General features: G+C 48.5%; 24 protein-coding genes. 13 read left to right on the forward strand and 11 right to left on the reverse strand.

Annotated elements, in window-relative coordinates; genetic code table 11:
• Positions 1–84: 84 nt before the first annotated feature.
• Positions 85–582 carry a low molecular weight protein-tyrosine-phosphatase gene (locus tag FH755_RS10915; RefSeq protein ID WP_292441150.1) on the reverse strand — a complete coding sequence of 166 codons (498 nt, stop codon included), beginning with the start codon at positions 580–582 and terminating at the stop codon, positions 85–87.
• 93 nt (positions 583–675) lie between these two features.
• Here FH755_RS10915 and FH755_RS10920 point away from each other — a divergent pair, with 93 nt between their 5' ends.
• The 11 genes from FH755_RS10920 (at position 676) to FH755_RS10970 (ending at position 8728) form a co-directional block, all read left to right on the forward strand.
• Positions 676–1755, forward strand: a complete 1080-nt coding sequence (locus tag FH755_RS10920; protein ID WP_292441151.1) for a tyrosine-type recombinase/integrase — start codon at positions 676–678, stop codon at positions 1753–1755.
• A complete protein-coding gene (locus FH755_RS10925) occupies positions 1752–2192 on the forward strand; it encodes a hypothetical protein (RefSeq protein WP_292441152.1) in 441 nt (146 codons plus the stop codon). Before FH755_RS10920 ends, FH755_RS10925 begins: the two co-directional genes overlap by 4 nt.
• Before the next feature lie 116 nt (positions 2193–2308).
• Complete coding sequence (locus FH755_RS10930; RefSeq protein ID WP_292441153.1) at positions 2309–2512, forward strand: helix-turn-helix domain-containing protein; 204 nt, start codon at positions 2309–2311, stop codon at positions 2510–2512.
• Positions 2509–3465, forward strand: a complete 957-nt coding sequence (locus tag FH755_RS10935; protein WP_292441154.1) for a PriCT-2 domain-containing protein — start codon at positions 2509–2511, stop codon at positions 3463–3465. Before FH755_RS10930 ends, FH755_RS10935 begins: the two co-directional genes overlap by 4 nt.
• Complete coding sequence (locus FH755_RS10940; protein ID WP_292441155.1) at positions 3458–4615, forward strand: AAA family ATPase; 1158 nt, start codon at positions 3458–3460, stop codon at positions 4613–4615. The genes FH755_RS10935 and FH755_RS10940 overlap by 8 nt, the downstream gene beginning before the upstream one ends.
• Positions 4616–4770: 155 nt before the next feature.
• A complete protein-coding gene (locus FH755_RS10945) occupies positions 4771–5019 on the forward strand; it encodes a hypothetical protein (RefSeq protein ID WP_292441156.1) in 249 nt (82 codons plus the stop codon).
• 231 nt (positions 5020–5250) lie between these two features.
• The gene (locus tag FH755_RS10950) at positions 5251–5610 is read left to right on the forward strand and encodes a hypothetical protein (RefSeq protein ID WP_292441157.1); all 360 of its coding nucleotides are present in this window, start codon (positions 5251–5253) and stop codon (positions 5608–5610) included.
• Positions 5607–7001 (forward strand): hypothetical protein, encoded by a 1395-nt coding sequence (locus tag FH755_RS10955; protein WP_292441158.1) that lies wholly within the window; start codon positions 5607–5609, stop codon positions 6999–7001. Before FH755_RS10950 ends, FH755_RS10955 begins: the two co-directional genes overlap by 4 nt.
• A gap of 16 nt (positions 7002–7017) precedes the next feature.
• Entirely contained in the window at positions 7018–7779 is a 762-nt protein-coding gene (locus tag FH755_RS10960; RefSeq protein ID WP_292441159.1) for a hypothetical protein, read from the forward strand.
• On the forward strand, positions 7772–7999 hold the full coding sequence (locus FH755_RS10965) for a hypothetical protein (RefSeq protein ID WP_292441160.1): 228 nt from the start codon (positions 7772–7774) through the stop codon (positions 7997–7999). Before FH755_RS10960 ends, FH755_RS10965 begins: the two co-directional genes overlap by 8 nt.
• A gap of 90 nt (positions 8000–8089) precedes the next feature.
• The gene (locus FH755_RS10970) at positions 8090–8728 is read left to right on the forward strand and encodes a hypothetical protein (RefSeq protein ID WP_292441161.1); all 639 of its coding nucleotides are present in this window, start codon (positions 8090–8092) and stop codon (positions 8726–8728) included.
• A 182-nt stretch (positions 8729–8910) separates the two neighbouring features.
• On the opposite strand, the gene FH755_RS13975 is transcribed toward FH755_RS10970, so the two are convergent.
• The 3 genes from FH755_RS13975 to FH755_RS10980 all read right to left on the reverse strand — a co-directional run bounded on the left by FH755_RS13975 (position 8911) and on the right by FH755_RS10980 (position 10696).
• Positions 8911–9102 carry a type II toxin-antitoxin system HicA family toxin gene (locus tag FH755_RS13975; protein WP_366658762.1) on the reverse strand — a complete coding sequence of 64 codons (192 nt, stop codon included), beginning with the start codon at positions 9100–9102 and terminating at the stop codon, positions 8911–8913.
• Positions 9099–9374 (reverse strand): DUF1902 domain-containing protein, encoded by a 276-nt coding sequence (locus tag FH755_RS10975; RefSeq protein WP_292441162.1) that lies wholly within the window; start codon positions 9372–9374, stop codon positions 9099–9101. The genes FH755_RS13975 and FH755_RS10975 overlap by 4 nt, the downstream gene beginning before the upstream one ends.
• A 440-nt stretch (positions 9375–9814) precedes the next feature.
• Positions 9815–10696 carry a fructosamine kinase family protein gene (locus FH755_RS10980; protein WP_292441163.1) on the reverse strand — a complete coding sequence of 294 codons (882 nt, stop codon included), beginning with the start codon at positions 10694–10696 and terminating at the stop codon, positions 9815–9817.
• 154 nt (positions 10697–10850) lie between these two features.
• Between FH755_RS10980 and rpiA the strand changes: the two genes are divergently transcribed.
• Positions 10851–11549: a ribose-5-phosphate isomerase RpiA gene (rpiA, locus tag FH755_RS10985; RefSeq protein ID WP_292441164.1), complete on the forward strand. Its 699-nt coding sequence runs from the start codon at positions 10851–10853 to the stop codon at positions 11547–11549.
• 196 nt (positions 11550–11745) lie between these two features.
• Here rpiA and FH755_RS10990 read toward each other — a convergent pair whose 3' ends face one another.
• Positions 11746–12258 (reverse strand): peroxiredoxin, encoded by a 513-nt coding sequence (locus FH755_RS10990; protein WP_292441165.1) that lies wholly within the window; start codon positions 12256–12258, stop codon positions 11746–11748.
• A gap of 157 nt (positions 12259–12415) precedes the next feature.
• On the opposite strand from FH755_RS10990, the gene FH755_RS10995 reads away from it, so the two are divergent.
• The gene (locus FH755_RS10995) at positions 12416–13423 is read left to right on the forward strand and encodes a Gfo/Idh/MocA family oxidoreductase (protein ID WP_292441166.1); all 1008 of its coding nucleotides are present in this window, start codon (positions 12416–12418) and stop codon (positions 13421–13423) included.
• A gap of 97 nt (positions 13424–13520) precedes the next feature.
• Here FH755_RS10995 and FH755_RS11000 read toward each other — a convergent pair whose 3' ends face one another.
• The 6 genes from FH755_RS11000 to FH755_RS11025 are packed head-to-tail and all read right to left on the reverse strand — an operon-like array spanning position 13521 to position 18902.
• Positions 13521–13724 (reverse strand): DUF2905 domain-containing protein, encoded by a 204-nt coding sequence (locus FH755_RS11000; RefSeq protein ID WP_292441167.1) that lies wholly within the window; start codon positions 13722–13724, stop codon positions 13521–13523.
• Entirely contained in the window at positions 13724–14785 is a 1062-nt protein-coding gene (locus tag FH755_RS11005) for a PA0069 family radical SAM protein (protein ID WP_292441168.1), read from the reverse strand. The genes FH755_RS11000 and FH755_RS11005 overlap by 1 nt, the downstream gene beginning before the upstream one ends.
• Complete coding sequence (locus FH755_RS11010) at positions 14785–15504, reverse strand: SIMPL domain-containing protein (protein WP_292441169.1); 720 nt, start codon at positions 15502–15504, stop codon at positions 14785–14787. The genes FH755_RS11005 and FH755_RS11010 overlap by 1 nt, the downstream gene beginning before the upstream one ends.
• A 40-nt stretch (positions 15505–15544) precedes the next feature.
• Positions 15545–16537 (reverse strand): alpha-L-glutamate ligase-like protein, encoded by a 993-nt coding sequence (locus FH755_RS11015; RefSeq protein ID WP_292441170.1) that lies wholly within the window; start codon positions 16535–16537, stop codon positions 15545–15547.
• Positions 16537–18045 (reverse strand): inactive transglutaminase family protein, encoded by a 1509-nt coding sequence (locus FH755_RS11020; protein WP_292441171.1) that lies wholly within the window; start codon positions 18043–18045, stop codon positions 16537–16539. The genes FH755_RS11015 and FH755_RS11020 overlap by 1 nt, the downstream gene beginning before the upstream one ends.
• Positions 18046–18056: 11 nt before the next feature.
• Positions 18057–18902, reverse strand: coding sequence for an ATP-dependent zinc protease (locus FH755_RS11025; RefSeq protein ID WP_292441172.1), 846 nt, complete (start codon positions 18900–18902; stop codon positions 18057–18059).
• Positions 18903–18978 lie beyond the last annotated feature (76 nt).

Genomic DNA, 18978 nt, shown 5'->3' on the forward strand with positions numbered 1-18978 from the left:
TATGGCGCGCGTTCACGTTGAAAGTCCTTATTGAAATTCAAGTCAACGCGCAATCATACGCTGCCCAGCGATCAAAGCAACTACTTAATTGGGGGTAGTCACCTTGGTCATAACGCTGCTATAGAAGCCGACTGAAGCATCTTCAACCAGATCAAAAACATGATCAAAACCGTTCTGACCACCGTAATACGGGTCAGGCACGTCACTTTCCTCTCTTTCCGGCGCATAATCCAGAAACAGTTTGATTTTGTCTCTTAATCCGGGCGGACAAGCGGCATGCAGGATGTCGTAATTGTCGGTATCCATCGCCAGGATATGGTCAAACATCTCAAAATCGGTGCGGGCGAACTTACGGGCACGGATGTGCGAGAGATCAATGCCGCGCTGACGGGCAGTTTGCTGGGCGCGGGCATCGGGTTCCTCGCCGATGTGATAAGCATGCGTGCCAGCCGAATCAATCAGAAAACGATCCAGCGTGCCGTGCTTTTCAACCAGGTGAGTGAACACGCCCTCGGCGGTCGGAGAACGACAAATATTGCCCATGCAGACAAAGAGTACTTTTATCTGTTTATTATTGTTCATAACTGTTTGAATTTCCTTGACTTGCTATATTTGTGTATTTATCGTTATTCATGGTTGTATATCACTGATACATACACAAGGTACACACACGAAATGAGCAATACACAAACACAAAGCAGGGTAAAAATCACGAGTGATACCATTGCCAGGAAATTGGTTTTTACTGGAAGCGATCGCGATTACTCTGCAGGCGACTCATTGTACTTGCGAGTGCGAAAAGCCTCAAAGGTTTGGATTTATAAAACGGCCAAAGGCGGCAAAGTCAGAATCAAAACGCTGGGCAAATTTGGCGACCTTAAATATAAGGAAGCTAAAAACAAGGTTTTGAAGCTGGATAAGGCCGATCTGGTTGATGACTCGCTGTTTTCTCTGTTCCTGAATAAGTACTACAAAGAACGGGTACTGAGTGGCAGCCGAAAGCATAAGCGACCAGAGCAAGCAAAACGCTATCTAGATATTTTATCCGCTGAATTTGGCACAAAGCGCGTCAGTGATATTACTAAACGTCAATTAGTTAAATTCATTCAGGAGTATGCAAAGCGAGGTGAGAGAGCAGCAGACCAGTTAAGGAGTCATGCAAAGAACGTGTTTTCATACGCTTTGCAGCTTGGTTATATCGAATTGTCACCAATGGACGGCGTAACCAGTGACGTTACCGGGTATGTTGCCAAGCCGCGTGAACGTGTTCTAAACGATGATGAAATCAGGTTCATTTTCAATTTATCCCATCCTAACGCCCGTTTAATCCGGTTCTTACTATTGACCGGGCTGAGGATAAGCGAAGCTCAAGAAGGCCACCTAGATGCTGATATATGGCGCGTTACTGACTCAAAAAACGGTAAGGCGCATTGGGTTCACTTGTCTGATTTGGCAAAAGAGCAATTACCACTGCCAGAAACAGGCAAAACCGCCATTCAAGCATGGTTAAAAAGACGACTTATAAAGCAAGGTTATGAAGATGCTGACAGGTTTACCCCGCATGATTGCCGTCGGACTTTTGCTACAAGATTAAATGATAAAGGGATTGAGCCGTATATCGTTGAAAAGTGCCTTAATCATTCGCTTGAAGGTGTCATGGCCGTTTATAACCACGCTGAATATGTTGAGCAGCGTATCGAGGCTGGCAATAAGATTGCTGATATTTACAAGGAAGTGTTGGAGGGTAAGAAATGAGTGATGTTATGTATCAATTTGATAATTTGTATCTGCTTTATTGTAAATACAAACGCAATGAACCATTTCTAAAATCTGAACTTATCAAATATCTGCGAAGAGGCCACAAACTGAACGAGGATTACCTTCCGCTAGAGGAATTTATGTGGTTTATGGCTGACTGCATTGAGGACAAGCCAGTTTTTCGGCACACACACAACAGTAAAGGCTTGACGCTTTTTGAAGCAGGTCTTTTGGCTGGATTTATCGCTAACTACAGGCTGGAAGGTGTCAGAGGCGAAAAAACCAAGGCTATCGAAGATATGGCACGCAGAAAAAACTGCACAACCCGTGCTATCAATAGCTATATAAAGCAAATGAAAGAAGATGGTGAGTTTGATGTTTACGATGTGGCGCAGCAGCTATACGAGCACTGGAGCCAACAAAAAAATAATTGAAAACTGAAACTAACTTTTCTTGAAAACTCAAATTTCTGTTTTCATGTTTATCAATAAAAACAATAACATACAATTGTGACGAGTGATGTTACTCATGAATTTACGAGGACAAACACATGTCACAAATTGCACAAGACTTAAAACTTGCTTTATCGGTTAAGGAGGCCAGAGGCGCGCTCGGCGTATCACACGGTTTTTTTTACAAGATCCTGAACTCTGGAAAGCTGAAATCATTCAAAATCGGCGATAAAAGGCTGATAAGCGTTAAAGAGTTAGAACGCTACGTTTCCGAGTTGGAAGCAGGGGAAGCTACGAAATGAAGAAGGCCAGCCCCCGCGAAGAAGCCAGCCAACAATCACAAACTAATTTTAACACGATTCAGGAAGCTACTGACGCTCTATACTTCATTTCAGCAGATGTAGATCGCTCAACATGGGCACAGCTTGCAATGGCTTTGAAGTCAGCAGGCGTACCCTTTGAAATTTTTGATGATTGGAGTGCGACAGGCAGCAATTATGATCCTAAAGCAGCACATGATACCTGGAAAAGTATCTCACCTGATGGTGGTATCAGTATCAAAACGCTGTTTCATATTGCTAAACAATACGGCTACGATCCGAGCCAATCAAAGGCCAATTTTAAGCCTTTGATTGAGCTGGCGAAGCAGAGACAGGCGAAGGCTGAAAGAGTACGTCAGAAAGCGCGTCAGAAAGCCTCAGATCGTGCTGAATATATTCTGGATGATTGCACTTATGCACCTGCAAATCATCCGTATTTATTATCGAAGAAAATCACACCGCCGACACCTATCTGGCTTTATAAAAAAGCATTGACGATTCCAGTCATGGATTTGCTTGGGAATATTCACAGCCTGCAATTCATCCAGCCAGATGGGAAGAAAACCTTTCTCAAAGATGGTGCGATTCGTGGGCATCACTATCAGTTGTGGAGCAGAACAAGGCCGAGTGACGCCATCGTAATAAGTGAGGGGTTTGCTACTGGCTGCACATTGTCAGAGCATTTCACACCTGACTGTTCAGTTATCGTGGCGTTTAACTCCAATAATCTTAAACCCGTTGCACAGGTATTCAGAGCAGCATTTCCGGATGCCAGGATAGTGATCGCGGGCGATGCTGATGAAGCGGGTAAAAAAGCGGCGTTCAATGCAGCGGCATCAGTCCGTGCGGAAGTTGCATTGCCTAGCTTCCTAGATGACGAAGTCGGCACAGATTGGAATGATCGCTGGTTATTGGATGAGGTGAAACATGGATGATAATTTTGCTCAAACAATCAGAAAGCCGGTTCAAACTAAACCATTATTTCGGCTTGCCCCTGTCAGCGATTTATTGAAAACGCCTGAGCCACTTGAGTATCTTATTCGTGCTCACTTATTGCCAGAAAGTAATGTTTTGTTATTCGGACAGCCTGCAATTGGTAAATCAATTGTATGTATTGATTGGGCTGCTTGTATTGCCACCGGCAGAGATTGGCACGGCTATCGCGTTAAACAGGGCGCAGTGGTCTATATTGCAGGCGAAGGGCATCACGGTATAAGCAGGAGGTTGAAAGCTTGGGCACTGGCCAATAATGCAGAAGCGGACCTTAAAAAAGCACCGCTAGTTGTTTCTGAACGTGGTGCTGCGTTGAATACATCCGAAGAACTGCAAAATGTTATTGATGCCATTGATACAGTCAAGAGTGAATACGGCGACCCTAATCTGATTGTGATTGATACCTTGCACCGAAATATGCAGGGTGACGAGAACAGCGCACAGGATATGGGGAATTACTTTTCTGCGATTGATGAGCTGCGCAGATTGTATAAATCAACCATTCTGACGGTTCACCATAGCGGCCACAATGAAAGCGAACGAAGCCGGGGCAGTAGTGCAATCAGAGCAGCTTTAGATATTGAATATAGTATCACCCAAAAAAACAATTTACGGTCTTTGGTTTGCACCAAAATGAAGGACAGCGCAAAACCATCACCCAGCCAATGGGAACTGGAAGTTGTGTCTTTGCCCTGGCTTGATATTGAGGGCCACCCAGAATCAAGCGTTGTGTTTAATCTCAGCGACAATGCACCAGCCAGCAATGAGCAGATGACTGAAAACGTCAAAACCGGCATGGAATCCTTTTTGACAGCAGCAGACCCGGCTTCAAAAGGTCAATTAATATCTGTTTCATTGGAAGACTGGCGGCCATGTTTCTATGAGATACATAAGGGCAACCCTGAAGCCAAAAGGAGAGCCTTTCAAAGGGCACGAAATACACTGACGTACATGAAAGTCATGGAAGAAAAAAATGACGTTTATACACTCAACACCAGCGGGACATTCCCCTATTCGGACATGGCTGAACTGATTGATGCCAGAATAATGGCTAGAGGCAATAGCGGGACATACTTGAAAGATGACTATTAATGCCCGAACCCCCCTAAAACGCTGGCTTTACACCTTAGCGGGACAGCGGGACATTTGTGAGACATTGCCGGGACATGTCCCACTGCACTAGCGGGACAGGACAGGACACACCCCTAGAGGGGTGTCCTAAAGTCCCGATGCCAAGAGTTGAACCTGTGAACACTCTAAAAACCAAAACCGACAAACTCGAATACCTCAAGAAATGGGTGCACCACGTAGGAATTACACCAACGCACAATCCTGTAGTTCCTGAATGGCTGGCTTTAAGGATGCTGCATTTAACCCCTGATGAATTTCTGCATTATGTTTTGCTGGATGATTGTCCAGTTAAGCCCGTTTATCGAGGCGGAGAGCGTTTTTATCGGCTTGAAGAAATTGCAGAAGTATTTGAATTGCCACGTTGAAACATTAACGCAAAATTTAGCCCCTATTTTTGCCAGTACCCTAGATTTGCGCAAAAAGTCAGCATTTACTGGCTTCATAAATAAATAATCTACACAAAAGAAATACACAGAGTACAGTTAAAAATCATTAAAAACATTTAAAAACAACAAGTAAAAATTCTGTGTTTGTATATCATTGACACAGGCAAATGTAAAAAATACAGTGCAAATAAAAGGCAATTAGGCACTGTAATGGCAAAACTAGACGCACCACCCGAACGGTTTACCACTGGCTGGCTGAGTCAGTTAGACGGGCGTACCGGAATCGCCCAGGTTATGCGAGAGCGTTACCGCGTTTTTACTGACGATTTAGGCGGCGCAGACCATCTCAGTTATGCCCAGCGTAGCCTTGTTGAACGCGGACTTTGGCTTGAATACTGGCTGGCCAGTCAGGAGCAAGCTTTAGCCGCTGGTGATGCTTTCGACGTTGGCAAGTGGACACAGGCCGCTAACAGTCTGCAAGGCATTTACAGCAAGCTGGGACTAGAACGACAAGTCAGAGACGTACCCGACCTGCAAAGTTTCATCAAATCGCGTGAGGCTAAGCAGTGATAACCATACGCGACCTGATGACCGATAAGCAGTTATTCGGCGATCAGTTTAATGCCGATAGCTGGCAAGCATGGCGCACCCTTTTAGCCGGGTTTGAAGGTTTACCGCTGGATAATGATGAGCTGGCTTTATGGGAGACGCTGACAGGCCGCACACAAGCCCCTGACGCCCCTGCAGATGAATTATGGCTGGTAGTGGGTAGACGTGGCGGCAAATCCCAGCAAGCGGCTGTATTAGCTGTTAGGGAAGCTTGTTTCCGTGACCATGCTGCCAAGCTGTCACCGGGTGAAGTGGCCACCGTTTTAGTTATCTCAGCAGACCGTAAACAGGCGCGCACCGTGTTCAGATACGTCAGCGGTCTATTTCATAGTAACCCGATGCTAGAACGGCTTATTGTTCGTGAAGATAAGGAAAGTATTGAGCTATCAAACCGCACTGTCATTGAGATAGGTACAGCCAGTTTCAGAAGCACACGCGGTTACACCCTGGCAGCGGTTATTTGTGATGAAGTGGCATTCTGGCGTAGTGATGAAAGTGCAAACCCTGACGCTGAAATCATTAATGCCTTACGGCCTGCATTAGCTACCCTTAACGGCAAACTGATTGCGCTATCAAGTCCCTATGCCAAGCGCGGTGAACTCTGGAATGCGTACCGCCGTTATTTTGGGCAGCAGTCTCAAATCCTTGTTGCCAAAGCCCCCAGCAAGCTAATGAACCCGACACTGCCCGATAAAGTCATCGAACAGGCAAAGGAACGCGACCTGGCTGCAGCAATGGCAGAGTATGAAGCCGAGTTCAGAAACGATATTCAATCATTTATTGATGTAAACCTGCTTAACCAGCTAACACGCAGCGAACCCGCGACATTACCACCAGACCGGCGTCACCGTTATAAGGCTTTTGTCGATCCTTCTGGCGGCGGCGCTGATGGTTTTGCCTTGTGTATTGGCCACCGTGAACAATCAGGCCGCATTGTCATTGATTTAGTAACCGAGCGGATCAGGACTAACCCGGCGCAGGTTGTCGAGGAATACGCAGGCATTCTCTATCAGTACAACGGCCTGAAAATGGTGACAGGCGACCGCTATGCCGGTGAATGGGTTGCCAATGAGTTCAAGCGCAACGGTATCAACTACCAGTACAGCGAAATGAACCGCTCAGAACTCTATCTGGAAATGCTGCAAATGCTCAATGCTGGCCGTGTCGAGCTACCACCAGATGACAGGTTAATTCATCAGTTCCAGAACCTTGAGCGACGTACTTCACGCAGTGGCCGCGACACTATCGACCATCCCCCCGGTTTACATGACGACCGAGCAAATGCGGCTGCAGGTCTGGCCGTAACACTGGCGGCAAAACCGCCGTTAATGCCTGCCCCACGTTGGGAATAACTAAGAGGAAACTACCATGCAATCATCAAAGCAACCGCAAATCATTAACCCGAGTCTGCCAGCAATCGACCTGCCTGGCGTTTTAACTACGCAGGCCGTTGATGCCTATGCCAGACAACTAGGCGCTGACAGTCCCGATGCAGATAACCTTGTCAAACAAGTGGCACAGGTACAAAGCAAAGCTGCCAGCCTTTGGGAAAGCTTCAACCAAGTCAGGGCAAACCGTAACCCCGGCAACACCCCAGCATCCCACCTGCAAAAACTGGAAAAGGCCAGCCAGCAGCTACAAAAGACACTGTTCAGAGAATCGGACATTATCAAAGACCGGTTAAAACTCCGTGAACAGGAAATTGATCGAGAGATTGAAGCCCGTTTCATGCAATCATCTAATGATGCCGGTGAAGTGCGTGCCGTATTGCGTAACATGGAAACCGTAGCCGAGCGAACCGCTGCAGTCATGGCCGCGATTGATGAAGGTGATGCCTCAGTCCTGGCCGCTGTCATTTCCGGCAAACCAGTCACAACCGGCATTGATGCCAAGTATGTAAAAACCTTGCGTGAATACGGTGAAAAGAAACTGGCCGCAGATTTAACCGCTAAGAAGCAGCAAGTTAAAAAAGCCTCAGATTTGTTAGTCAATATCATTGACGAAACTATCACCCTGCAGGACAAGGCAATCGGCACGCCAGAACTCAGAGCGCAGTTTGAACAGCAGGCTTTAGAGGCCGATAACGCAGCATTGAATTTTTCCAGACTGTTAGGCGCTAACAATGATTGATCCTAGCGTGCTGGAATACAGCCTTAGCGACAGTGCAGGCGGCTTATGGCGGCGTTTATGGTCTTTGGGTTATAACCCACCGCTGCCACGAGATAGCGAAACAGCAAGGCAATGGCTTGACCGTGTTGAGCAGGTGCGCGAGATTGTTAAAGAAATAAATATAGGAAAGAATATCGGTACTGATACACACACGCAGACTATGTTCGATGCAAATTTCTGAGCATGGTCTGTTGCGGTGCTGGGATGCGCCGTGTAATTTTAAGCTATAGCTACAAGTCAGGTTCAATTTATATACACAAGGAGGTTATCTATGCGTTATTTCTTGATTCTATTAACTATAACTTTAGTGATGGGATGTACTGCTAATCCAAAGCGTGATCAAATTCGCCAGCAATATTACTCAACGATACCAACCTGTTCAAGCGAGAAAGAATGTGAAATTAAATGGTCCGCAGCGAGACGCTGGGTTCTAAATAACGCTAGGATGAAGCTACAGCATGTTGAGGATGATTATCTAGAAACATACAACTCAGTCGGTAACACAACGAACTTAGCAGCGAGAGTTGTCAAGGAACCAATGGGTACTGGGAATAGTTATCGAATAGTTGTAACCACTTGGTGTGCTAATTGGTTTGTTTGTGTGCCTGATAAATGGGAGGCGGCTCTAGATTTCAATAGAACAGTGAATAGTAGTTATTCAAGCCCTAAAACCAGCAGCACTAACTCCACAGCGAATAGTTCAAGCATTAAACCAGAAGAACGTAGAGTCGGGGAAAGTTCTATCTCAGCTGAAGATTACGCCCAACAAATTGGGTGTGTCAGTGATGACGGGGTAACGGTTGTAGGCGATATGGTTGTCAATGATGGCCCAACAGAAACCTATCTATTTGAATGTAAAAATGCTGATATTCTGATTAGATGTGAATATGGGAGGTGTTCTGAAATATAGCTCTAACATTGCTAACCATTCGATTGTGGTAATGCTAGAAGCGGCATTTGAGCAGAGAATGTGAATAATTGTTAGGGGGAATTCCTACGAAAATTAAACCCGCCGAAGCGGGTTTTTTGCGCAAAAATGCTCGATTGGTTGGAATTCGCTGACGCTGAAAATAACCATCCGCATAGCTGGACTTAGAATTTATGATTAATCTTTGCTGCCTTCATGACTGCATTGGCTGTATGCCTAGATCTGCAACCATGAGGAACGGTAACGGGCTTCATTCCTTTTTTGCCCCAATATTCATGTGAGCCTTTTGCAGACCTCAATAAGGACCAGCCATTTTCAGTAAGTATCTTTTTGACATCCTTTTCAAATCCATTCATGCGATAGCGATGTGATCCTTATATAGAACATCTGCTGATGTATGGTCGTGATCTGAGTCGCGGCCAAAAGACAATAGGGTAGGGATTGCCTCTGAAACTTCATCTCGCAATTGAGAGAATGATTCAGCTTCAATAACTAGTCCAGGAATATCTTCGCTTGTGGCAATGTAAACATTCTCTTCAGCATCATGAGTAACATCTATTCTGAAGCTGATAGTTGCGCCACATCTAGCAAAAAATCTAGACAATGGATATTTGTATGGGTAAGCCATTTAGAAGCCTTCAAAACCTTCAGTGGACATATTAGACACTCCTTTTACCAGTTCCGAAAACCGCATTATGCGGAGTGTTTAACGTTCTATTTTTTCTTAAAATCAGTTGGTTATATTTGTTATTGGTCTTGTATGTACAACCTTAGCACAATTCTGACATATACAGTGCATAAGTGTTCAAAAATTATCAATAACTAAAGACTACAATAGGGCCTTGTGCTGCTAAGACATCAGGCACAGCAATATAGTTTTCCATGCGCAAATTATTCACACTTCTCAAGAAGAAGTGAAATTTTTTCATGTGTTATAAAAAGTACACACAAAACACACACGGCGTTAAATATTGTTGTGTAAGTCTATGATTTGTATGTAGAAATTAGTTTTTATTTCTTGTTGCCCATGCAGACAAATAAAACTTTGATTTGACTCATTTTTCCTCTTTAAATCTGTGCCAGTAAACGATCAATCATTGATTCGGCCTGACCCAGATAGCCACCGCCGAATAGATTCAGATGGTTAATAATATGATAGAGATTATAAAGGGTTTTGCGTGTCTGATAACCGCTGTCGACCGGGTATTCTGCATGGTAGGCGGCAAAGAAATCTCCGCCGAAGCCGCCGAATAACTCGGTCATCGCCAGATCAGCCTCACGGTCACCATAATAACAGGCCGGGTCAAAAATCACCGGATTACCATGGTCATCTGCAGCGGCATTGCCTCCCCACAAGTCTCCATGCAGCAGGGCCGGTTCGGGGTCATGATCCGCCAGCAGTTTATCCAGATTAACCAGCAGTTTCTCGCCCTGGCTTTGCAATCGACCGCCAAAGCCGTTACCGGCCGCAAACTGTAGCTGTTGTCCTAGTCGTTCATCGCGCCAGAAACTGAGCCAGTTATTTTTTTGATCGTTGATTTGGGGCGTACTGCCGATGGTGTTATTCATATGCCAGCCGAAATAAGGCTGCGGCGCCCGGTGCATTCTGGCCAACTGTTCACCCAGCAATGCGGTTGCACCGCCGCGCAGGCTTCCCAGCGGGATATATTCCAGTGCCAGATAGCTATGCCCATCGGCGACACCATAGCCAATGACTTCCGGCACCCGCACTGAGTTGGTTGCCCGCATTTCGTGCAGACCATGCGCTTCGGCTTCAAACATCGAGGCTAACTGAGGGCTGTTGACCTTGATGAAATAGGAGACTGAACCGTTGTCGAGCCGGAATGCCGAATTGATACAGCCACCACCGATACTGGTGACCTTGGCATTGTTCAGATTCTTGCCGGTGGCCTTTTCAATCTCGCTGATAATCGAACTGAATTGTGCCATGATAAATTCCTGTTTTATTTAGGGGCCATGCTGCTTTTCTCCCCGCCCGGGGGCAGGGTCAGCTGGACATCGCCTGTCTGGGTGTTAAGCTGAGCTTACATTCTGCCAAGACCAAGGTGCCGCTTCAATGCAGGCGTTCAAAAGGAGGTTGTATATGACAGCAGAAAAAACGATGAATCCCAAGCAACGAGTGGCTGTTCACGCAGCAAACCTAGTCGAAGCCGGCATGATCGTCGGGCTGGGCACGGGCTCTACGGCGAACCTCTTTATTGAGGCACTGGCCAAGCGCAACCGTACTGAAAATCTCAATGTCACTACAGTCAGCAGTTCGGCGATTAGTGCCATCAAGGCCAAAGAGGCCGGTCTGCCGGTGATATCCATCGATTCATTAGATGAACTCGATCTTTATGTCGACGGCGCGGATGAGGTGACAGCCGACTTAACTCTGCTTAAAGGACGGGGACAGGATCTGGTCAGAGAGAAGCTGCTGGCAACTGCAGCCGATCAGTTTTATGTCATGGTCGATGAGAGCAAACTGGTGGAATTTATCGGCGAGAAGTCCCCGATACCGGTCGAGGTCATGCCTGATGCCTGGAAGCTGGTTTTTAATCAACTCAAGCAACAGGGCGGTCGTGGTGACTTAAGGCTCAATGCCAGCGGTGATAATGTGGCCGTGACAGCGCACGGCTGTCTGGTGCTGGATATGAAGTTCGAACATGTCGACAGCCTGGAACTGACTATGATCCTCGATACCATACCTGGTGTTGTGGAACACGGCATCTTCAGTGAACTTGCCACCGCCGTCTTTATCGGCGGCGACACGGAAGTGGAAGAGCATTGGCGCGACAGATAATTCAGTTAAATCAGAGGCACAGAGGGCACAAAGACAATAACAGCTGTTCATGCGGCTTGGTTTTGTATCGTTCTTGCGTAACCAGGGCTAGATGGAATTTAGCTAAAGAAACAAGCGTCAACTGACCCAAGCTCTCAAGTATTCACGGCGGCTAACCAGGTTAAAAGCTCTGTGCCTCTGTAGTTGATAGCAATGCTTATTTTTTCAGTTCTTCCAGGATGGTTTCGGCTTTGGAACGGCCGAACTCACCAGAGCCTTCAACGCCGATATATTTCACTACACCGTCTTCAACGATCATCGCGAACCGGTAGCAACGAATACCCATGCCCCCACCGCTCATATCCCGGTCAAGGCCCAGTGCTTTGGTGTATTCAGCACTGCCATCCGCCATCATCCGTACTTTACCTTCAACATTGTTTTCACGGCCCCAGGAAGCCATGACAAAAGCGTCATTCACCGCCATACACCAGATTTCATCAGCACCGGCCGCTTTAATTTCATCAGCATGTTTAACAAAACCGGGTAAGTGCTCGGCAGAACATAAGGGGGTGAAGGCACCGGGGACGCCGAAAATCACTACGGTTTTACCTTTCACCATCTCACCGACATCCTTGGCCTCTGGTTTCAATGGGCAACCGTTTTCCGGATCAAAACCGATGCTTTCGCTTAATTTGCCTGCAGGCAGGGTTTGTCCAACTTCGATAGTCATAACCGGCTCCTTAAAATATTGAGTAGAAAACAACATTAGCATAAGGCAGGCAAACTCAGATAAAAACACCATGATTAAAGGGGTTTTGTCAGTTTGGTTTTCATTGCCTCAGTCGTTATCATGATTTGCAATATTTAATAATTAAGGAATGTAATCCATGGCTGAACAACTTCGTTGGGGAATTCTTGGGGCGGCCCGGGTCAATGACAAACTGATGCCGGCGATCGTCGAGGCAGATAATGCCAAACTGGTGGCGATTGCCAGTCGCCGGCCGGGCGCAGCTGCAGAGACTTTGCAAAAGCATGCGCCCAATGAAACCGATGCCGAGGCGCTGGATGATCCCCAAGCGCTGCTGGCGCGAGAGGACATTGATGCTATTTATCTGCCCATGGCCAATGAGGAGCATGCCGAGTGGGCGCTTAAGGCTATTGATCATGGCAAACATGTACTGATTGAAAAACCCATGGCGCTGAAAGTGGCAGACATCGATGCGATTGATGCTGCGGCCAGGGCCAATAACGTGACGGTAATGGAAGGTTTTATGTACCGATTTCATACCCAGCATGACTTTGTCAGAGACCTGATTGACTCCGGAAAAATCGGCGAGGTGCGTACTGTCAAAACGGCCTTTGCTTTTCCGATGAAACCCGCGCGCCTGTACCGCATTAATCGCAATATTGCCAATGGTGGCGGGGCGATGTGGGATATCGGCCCTTATGCCGTGCATACCGCACGTCACTGGTTTGATAATGAGCCGGTCGCAGCGACTGCCATGGCCAAGCTCAATGAACATGGTGCGGATGTCAGCCTCAGCGGTATTTTTGATTTTGGTGATGGTCGTTACGGTCACTTTGAAATGAGCTTTGAACATGCCCGTCGCAGTGTTTACGAAATTATCGGGACCAAAGGCGGTATTACCTGCCACACTGTCTGGCTGCCTCATGATGAACAGCCGCTGATTTCCTACTGGACCGATGCTGGCGAGTCAGAAACGGTGTCTTTGCCGATGGCCAATCATTTCAACCGTGAAATCGAACATTTCTCCGATTGCATTCTGAATAATACAGCGCCGTTTCTGAGCATGGCTGATGCCCGCGGTAACTGTGCGGCCATCAATGCAGCGCTGCAGTCGGTCAGCGAAGGTAAAACTATCAAAATCAGCTGATACTTTCCTGTAGGTCGGGTTGTTTAGTCATTGAACGCCGCTTAATCTGCGGATCAGCTGAATGCTTGGTGTCCTCTGCCTCTGTGGTTAATCATGACTAGCGGAAGAGGTTGATAATGATTGTCAGCACAATGCTGATAACTGCCATGGAGGTGATGGGGATAAAAATCCGGCTATTGCCTTTCTGGATATTAATATCACCGGGCAGATTGCCGAACCAGCTTAAAAGCCAGGGGGCGAACTGCCAGATAAGCCCTAGTGCGATCAGAACCAATCCGATGATGATGAACACTTTTGCCATCAGAATAAATCCATTTGCTGTGGGTGAGGACGGAACAGGTCGCTGTTGAGCGGTGTTGACCGTTGATTCAGACCCTGTTTGCTGATGGCCCGCTTGAAGCGCTGGTTGATCATGTCTGCATAGAATCCCTGACCCTGCAGGCGGTGGCCAAAACGCGGATCATTGGTTTTGCCACCGCGGCTGTCGCGAATGCGGTTCATCACATGCTCGGCTTTGCCGGGGTAGTGATCATGCAGCCAGTTTTCAAATAAATCGCTGACTTCACGGGGCAGGCGCAGCAGAATAAAGCCCGCCGATTGAGCACCGGCTTCTGCACAGGCCTCGATTATCTGTTCCAGTTCGGTATCGGTCAGAACCGGAATGACCGGGGCTATCAATACATTGACCGGGATACCGGCCTGTCTCAGTGCGGAAATGGCTTGCAGACGGCGCTGTGGACTGCTGGCCCGGGGTTCCAGCTTACGGGCCAGGTTTTTATCCAGCGTGGTGATCGAGATATTGACCTTCACCAGCCGGTCTGCCGCGAGACGCGCCAGAATATCAATATCACGCTCGACCAGTGCAGACTTGGTCACTATGGTGCAGGGATGTCTGAAGGTCTCCAATACCTCGAGAATTTGACGGGTAATCAGGTACTGCCGTTCTATGGGCTGATAGGGATCGGTATTGGCGCCGAGAGAAATCGGTGAACACTGGTATGAAGCGGCCATCAGTTCTTTTTGAAGCAGCGCGGCTGCATCGGGCTTGGCGGTGAGTTTGGTTTCAAAATCCAGACCTGGCGACAGTCCGAGATAAGCGTGAGAGGGGCGTGCGAAACAATAAATGCAACCGTGCTCACAGCCGCGGTAGGCATTGATTGACTGGGTGAAAGGAAGGTCAGGCGAGTTGTTGCGGGTGATGATGGTCCGTGGCGCTTCCAGGGATACTTCAGTGGGAAGTGGGACCAGTTCTTTCTCCTGAAACCAGCCGTCATTGATTTGCTCGCGCTCGAATTCGCTGAAGCGGCTGTCCCTGTTATCTAATGTTCCGCGTCCTTTAACTGTTTTGACAAAATCCTGCATCAGTCCGACAGATAATATTCAATAGTCGAAACGACTCTGACCTTTTTGATATGCGGGGTATTATTGTCACGCGGATTGATGCTGAATTGCCCCTGCGAGGCACGGCGGATTTTGCCCAGTCGGCTGTCCGAGTCCTGGGCAAACTTCTGCGCGACTTCTCTGGCTTTGCGGGTGGCATCTTCGATCATCGCCGGTTTGACTTCATTGAGACGGGTAAACAGATATTCGGTCTGTGACTGATAGTTGTTACCACTCAGCACAATACCCTGTTTGCCCAGCTCTGAGAGTTTGCCCATGGTTTGACGCACAGTGTCGATGGCTTCTGAATACACCGTTACGGTCTGCATGCCGGTATAACGAAATTCAGCCCTGTCCTGATTACCATATTGCTGAGCTGATTTGTCGGTAATTGCCGGTGTGCCGATAGTCATATCCTCACGCTCAATGCCCTGGTCAGTCAGGAAAGTGATGATAGTGCGGGTATTGGTATCGATGTCCTGATACAGGGAGGGCAGATCATTGCTGGCCAGCGTGAACTGAATTGGCCAGATCACCACATCAGCAGTGAATTCCTCTTCTGCCAGACCCTTCACCGTCACCGAACGCTCATATTCTTTAACGTCGATGGCGGCATTCCCGACCAGCCAGCCCAGCCCGGTCAGGCCCAGAAAAACACCCAGCGCCATAATCAGTGCATTGAATCTGTCGGCATTCTGCATAGCGGCCTCCAGTAAAATCAGGGTTTGATTCTAACAGTTGTTAATGCTTGCGGGAAAAATGTTCGCGGGCATAGGCGACACGTTGCGCTACATTCATTTTATGCTTGTTGCCCAGTGCTTCAATCTGTCGCAGGCGAGGCACCAGCCCTTCGCCATTGGCGACCTGAATGCTGAGGCCGGGACGCGCATTCAGTTCCAGCAGCATCGGCCCCTTTTGCCGATCCAGCACAATATCCGTGCCCAGATAGCCGAGACCGGACATTTCATAGCAGGACGCGGCCAGTGTGAGCAATTGTTCCCAGTGCGGTACTTGCAGGCTGAGCAAGTTGGTGCCGGTGTCAGGATGCAGCAATATCGGCCGATCAAACTGGACGGCCCGTACGGCACTGCCATCGCCGATATCCAGACCGACACCTACTGCGCCCTGATGAAGATTGGCCTTGCCATTGGAGTCTGAAGTCGACAGCCGCATCATCGCCATCACCGGAAAACCTTTGAAAACAATCACCCGGGTGTCCGGCACACCTTCGTAGGTATAACCGGTAAAACAGTCATCAAACTCAATCAGGCTTTCAATGATGGCAACGTCAGCACGGCCTCCCAATGAAAACAAACCAGCCAGAATATTAGAGACATGACGCTCCAGATCACCGATGCTGGCGATCTGGCCGTTAGTCTTGTGATAGCCCAGATCATCGCGGCGGGTGATAACCATGATGCCTTTACCGCCGCTGCCGTGAGCCGGTTTGATGCAAAAGCCGGGAATATCAGCAATCAGCTTACCCAGATCGTTGACTTCGTGCTGCTCACGAATGACGCCCAGTAAATCAGGTGCGGTGATACCGGCTTCCAGTACCATCCGTTTGGTCTGCAGTTTGTCATCCACCAGCGGATAAAGACGCCGCGGATTATAGCGACTGATATAGGAAATATTGCGTCGGTTCATACCCAGCACGCCTTTCTTGGCAAGTTTGCTGGGATGGACGTAGCGTTCGCGGATTTCCTTGAACCAGTTCAGCAGGGGGCCACTCATTATTTATCCTCGACCATGGGCTTGAAGCGCTTCAGCTCCAGCAAACGGTAACCGGTGTAGTTACCGGCCATCAGCACCAGCGCCATCAGGACCAGTTGCAGGCCAAGGTAGTTGAAGGTCAGGTGGCGGATAAGCTCGTTGTTCATTGCAAGGTAGGCCAGTACGGCTACCAGCAGTGAGCCGCCACCCTGAATGACAACCTGGTGCGGCCCTTCTTCCTCCCACAGGATCGACATGCGTTCAATAGTCCAGGCAAGAATAATCATCGGGAAGAAAGTGACCTTCATGCCTTCGGTGAGGCCCAGTTTGTAAGCGATAATCGAGAACAGAGCAATCATCCCTATTACCATGATGATGACTGCCGATATTCGAGCCACTAAGAGCAGATTGAGGTAGGACAGATAGGAACGAATCATCAGGCCCATACCGACGATTAGCAGGAAGCCGATCAGGCCAGTGAGAAGACTGGTCTGAATAAAGGCGAGGGCAATCAGCACCGGCATAAAGGTGCCTGAGGTTTTGATACCGACCAGGATCCGCATCAGCACAACGACAAGGACCCCAACCGGGATCAGCAGAATACCCTTGAACAGGGTTTGTTCTTCCAGAGGCAGTGTGTAGAGCGAGAAGTTGAGCAGCTCGCTCTCGGAAAATTTCTGGTTCAGGGCAACGCTGAAGGGCTGTTCCTGCTCGATCATTGAGAAGGTAACCATTGAGTTTCGACCGCCGATGACTTCCAGCACCGGCCCGGAATGGTATTCCCACAGCAGCAGGTTATCAGGGCGCCCTTGCTCACCGGATTCCGGATTGAACAGTTTGTACTCTTCACCGTCAAACACCTGTATATAATCAATCAGTTCCTGACGGCGGCGACCGTCTTCCAAAGCCAGGGCATGGACTGCCCGTGCCGGAACACCGGCCTGCTGCAGTAATTGCACCACCCAGTTAATCTGCGGCTTGAGTTGAGCCAGCAGTTCCGCATTCTGGGTCTGATTCTGGAATTCCAGAATCAGCTCACGCGCCAGGGTGAAAGGTGTGGAAGAACGTTCCTGAGCTCTGTCCAGCAATTGTTTTGCTGCGGTCGCGTAAGGTTCTTTTTCAATATTGACTTTGAGTTCCGGCGGCTGACTCGGCTTAGGTGGCACGGCATAAGGATCCAGCAGCATATCAACCCGGTAGTACAAAGCCTGTTCGCCTCTGGCCTGACGAATAGACCATTCTGCCCGCTGACCGCCATTTTCCTTTTCGGTGTAGGCGAGTCCGTAACCGGGGCTGGCAGTGTGCTGGCTGAGCTGGGTAAAGCCTGGTTGCGTACTGGGAATGGCGAGTGAGGCCAGCACTTCGCCACCCGTAGCTTCAAACTCAACTTTGGCTTCTATTGACCATGTCTGACGTTTTTCGCCCGGCAGCCACGGAATGTCGTATGTGTAGTGACGATGAAGGCTGAGACTGATACCGGCAATAATGAGCAAGCCAACCAGCAGATAAAACGGTTTGCGGGATGCCATGTCGATGTCCTTTATTGTTTCTTGGTTTTACTGACCGGTTTGGGTTGTTCTTTTCCGACTACAATTTCCGGTTTAGGCTGGATATTGCGTTTGGCGACATCAACCACTGCGACATCACGCAGGAATTCGCGTCCGAGGAGAATGGGATAGCTCATCTGAGTCCGGTCAGTGAGCGTGAATTCAGCGACTTCTGTCATTTTGCCGAGACGTACGGTCAGGGCGGCAACCGGGCGACGGTCCAGTTCCTGCGAGGAAGCCTGACGAATGCGGACGTAACGCACCAGCGGAGCTTCAATTTCATAACTGTCATCGGTGTCATCCGGCGACAAGCGGAAACGCACCCAGCGTTTGCCGTCTTTCTCAAACGGGGTGATATCCAATGCGCTGATGGATGAAGTCGTTGCGCCAGTGTCTATGCGTGCTTCATAAACCCGGTTCACCGCTTCAATCCATAGCCATTCTACGCGGCCAACCACGATTTTATTGCCGATATTGTTGACGCCGGCAACTGTTTCTGACGGTGGGGGGCAGGCTGCTGCCTTGGTTGCCTCTCTGGCTGCGGTTGGCGCGGCAACAACACTGGGTTTCCGGTCCAGTTTATCCTCGACAGAAGTCAGCTTGTTGTCGATTTCGCGTTGTTGTTTTTCGATCTTTTGCAGTTGCTCACTCTGCAGACTCTGACGAGCCTGCCATTTTTCACATTGCTGCGCCATTGATTGCAACAGCCGTGTCTCCGTCTCGCTGAGTGCTATGTTGAGCTGCGTCTGAGTTAAAGTCGGTGCTGGAGGCGTACGGTTTACACAACCGCTGATAAGTAGGGTAGAGGCGAACAGACAGAAAGCAATCGGTCTAAACATGTGAATCCTGTAGATGAAAAGGCAGCACAAAATAACTACGTATTCTAGCAGAGTGTTTGGGATTAAAGCTGTGTCT

This window comes from Methylophaga sp., from assembly GCF_009711715.1.
GTDB lineage: Bacteria > Pseudomonadota > Gammaproteobacteria > Nitrosococcales > Methylophagaceae > Methylophaga.

Excerpts from the sequence above, each read along its gene's own strand:
- FH755_RS10915 (WP_292441150.1), bottom strand. The coding sequence starts at position 582 with ATGAACAATAATAAACAGATAAAAGTACTCTTTGTCTGCATGGGCAAT.
- FH755_RS10920 (WP_292441151.1), top strand. The coding sequence starts at position 676 with ATGAGCAATACACAAACACAAAGCAGGGTAAAAATCACGAGTGATACC.
- FH755_RS10925 (WP_292441152.1), top strand. The coding sequence starts at position 1,752 with ATGAGTGATGTTATGTATCAATTTGATAATTTGTATCTGCTTTATTGT.
- FH755_RS10930 (WP_292441153.1), top strand. The coding sequence starts at position 2,309 with ATGTCACAAATTGCACAAGACTTAAAACTTGCTTTATCGGTTAAGGAG.
- FH755_RS10935 (WP_292441154.1), top strand. The coding sequence starts at position 2,509 with ATGAAGAAGGCCAGCCCCCGCGAAGAAGCCAGCCAACAATCACAAACT.
- FH755_RS10940 (WP_292441155.1), top strand. The coding sequence starts at position 3,458 with ATGGATGATAATTTTGCTCAAACAATCAGAAAGCCGGTTCAAACTAAA.
- FH755_RS10950 (WP_292441157.1), top strand. The coding sequence starts at position 5,251 with ATGGCAAAACTAGACGCACCACCCGAACGGTTTACCACTGGCTGGCTG.
- FH755_RS10960 (WP_292441159.1), top strand. The coding sequence starts at position 7,018 with ATGCAATCATCAAAGCAACCGCAAATCATTAACCCGAGTCTGCCAGCA.
- FH755_RS10965 (WP_292441160.1), top strand. The coding sequence starts at position 7,772 with ATGATTGATCCTAGCGTGCTGGAATACAGCCTTAGCGACAGTGCAGGC.
- FH755_RS10970 (WP_292441161.1), top strand. The coding sequence starts at position 8,090 with ATGCGTTATTTCTTGATTCTATTAACTATAACTTTAGTGATGGGATGT.
- FH755_RS13975 (WP_366658762.1), bottom strand. The coding sequence starts at position 9,102 with ATGAATGGATTTGAAAAGGATGTCAAAAAGATACTTACTGAAAATGGC.
- FH755_RS10975 (WP_292441162.1), bottom strand. The coding sequence starts at position 9,374 with ATGGCTTACCCATACAAATATCCATTGTCTAGATTTTTTGCTAGATGT.
- FH755_RS10980 (WP_292441163.1), bottom strand. The coding sequence starts at position 10,696 with ATGGCACAATTCAGTTCGATTATCAGCGAGATTGAAAAGGCCACCGGC.
- rpiA (WP_292441164.1), top strand. The coding sequence starts at position 10,851 with ATGACAGCAGAAAAAACGATGAATCCCAAGCAACGAGTGGCTGTTCAC.
- FH755_RS10990 (WP_292441165.1), bottom strand. The coding sequence starts at position 12,258 with ATGACTATCGAAGTTGGACAAACCCTGCCTGCAGGCAAATTAAGCGAA.
- FH755_RS10995 (WP_292441166.1), top strand. The coding sequence starts at position 12,416 with ATGGCTGAACAACTTCGTTGGGGAATTCTTGGGGCGGCCCGGGTCAAT.
- FH755_RS11000 (WP_292441167.1), bottom strand. The coding sequence starts at position 13,724 with ATGGCAAAAGTGTTCATCATCATCGGATTGGTTCTGATCGCACTAGGG.
- FH755_RS11005 (WP_292441168.1), bottom strand. The coding sequence starts at position 14,785 with ATGCAGGATTTTGTCAAAACAGTTAAAGGACGCGGAACATTAGATAAC.
- FH755_RS11010 (WP_292441169.1), bottom strand. The coding sequence starts at position 15,504 with ATGCAGAATGCCGACAGATTCAATGCACTGATTATGGCGCTGGGTGTT.
- FH755_RS11015 (WP_292441170.1), bottom strand. The coding sequence starts at position 16,537 with ATGAGTGGCCCCCTGCTGAACTGGTTCAAGGAAATCCGCGAACGCTAC.
- FH755_RS11020 (WP_292441171.1), bottom strand. The coding sequence starts at position 18,045 with ATGGCATCCCGCAAACCGTTTTATCTGCTGGTTGGCTTGCTCATTATT.
- FH755_RS11025 (WP_292441172.1), bottom strand. The coding sequence starts at position 18,902 with ATGTTTAGACCGATTGCTTTCTGTCTGTTCGCCTCTACCCTACTTATC.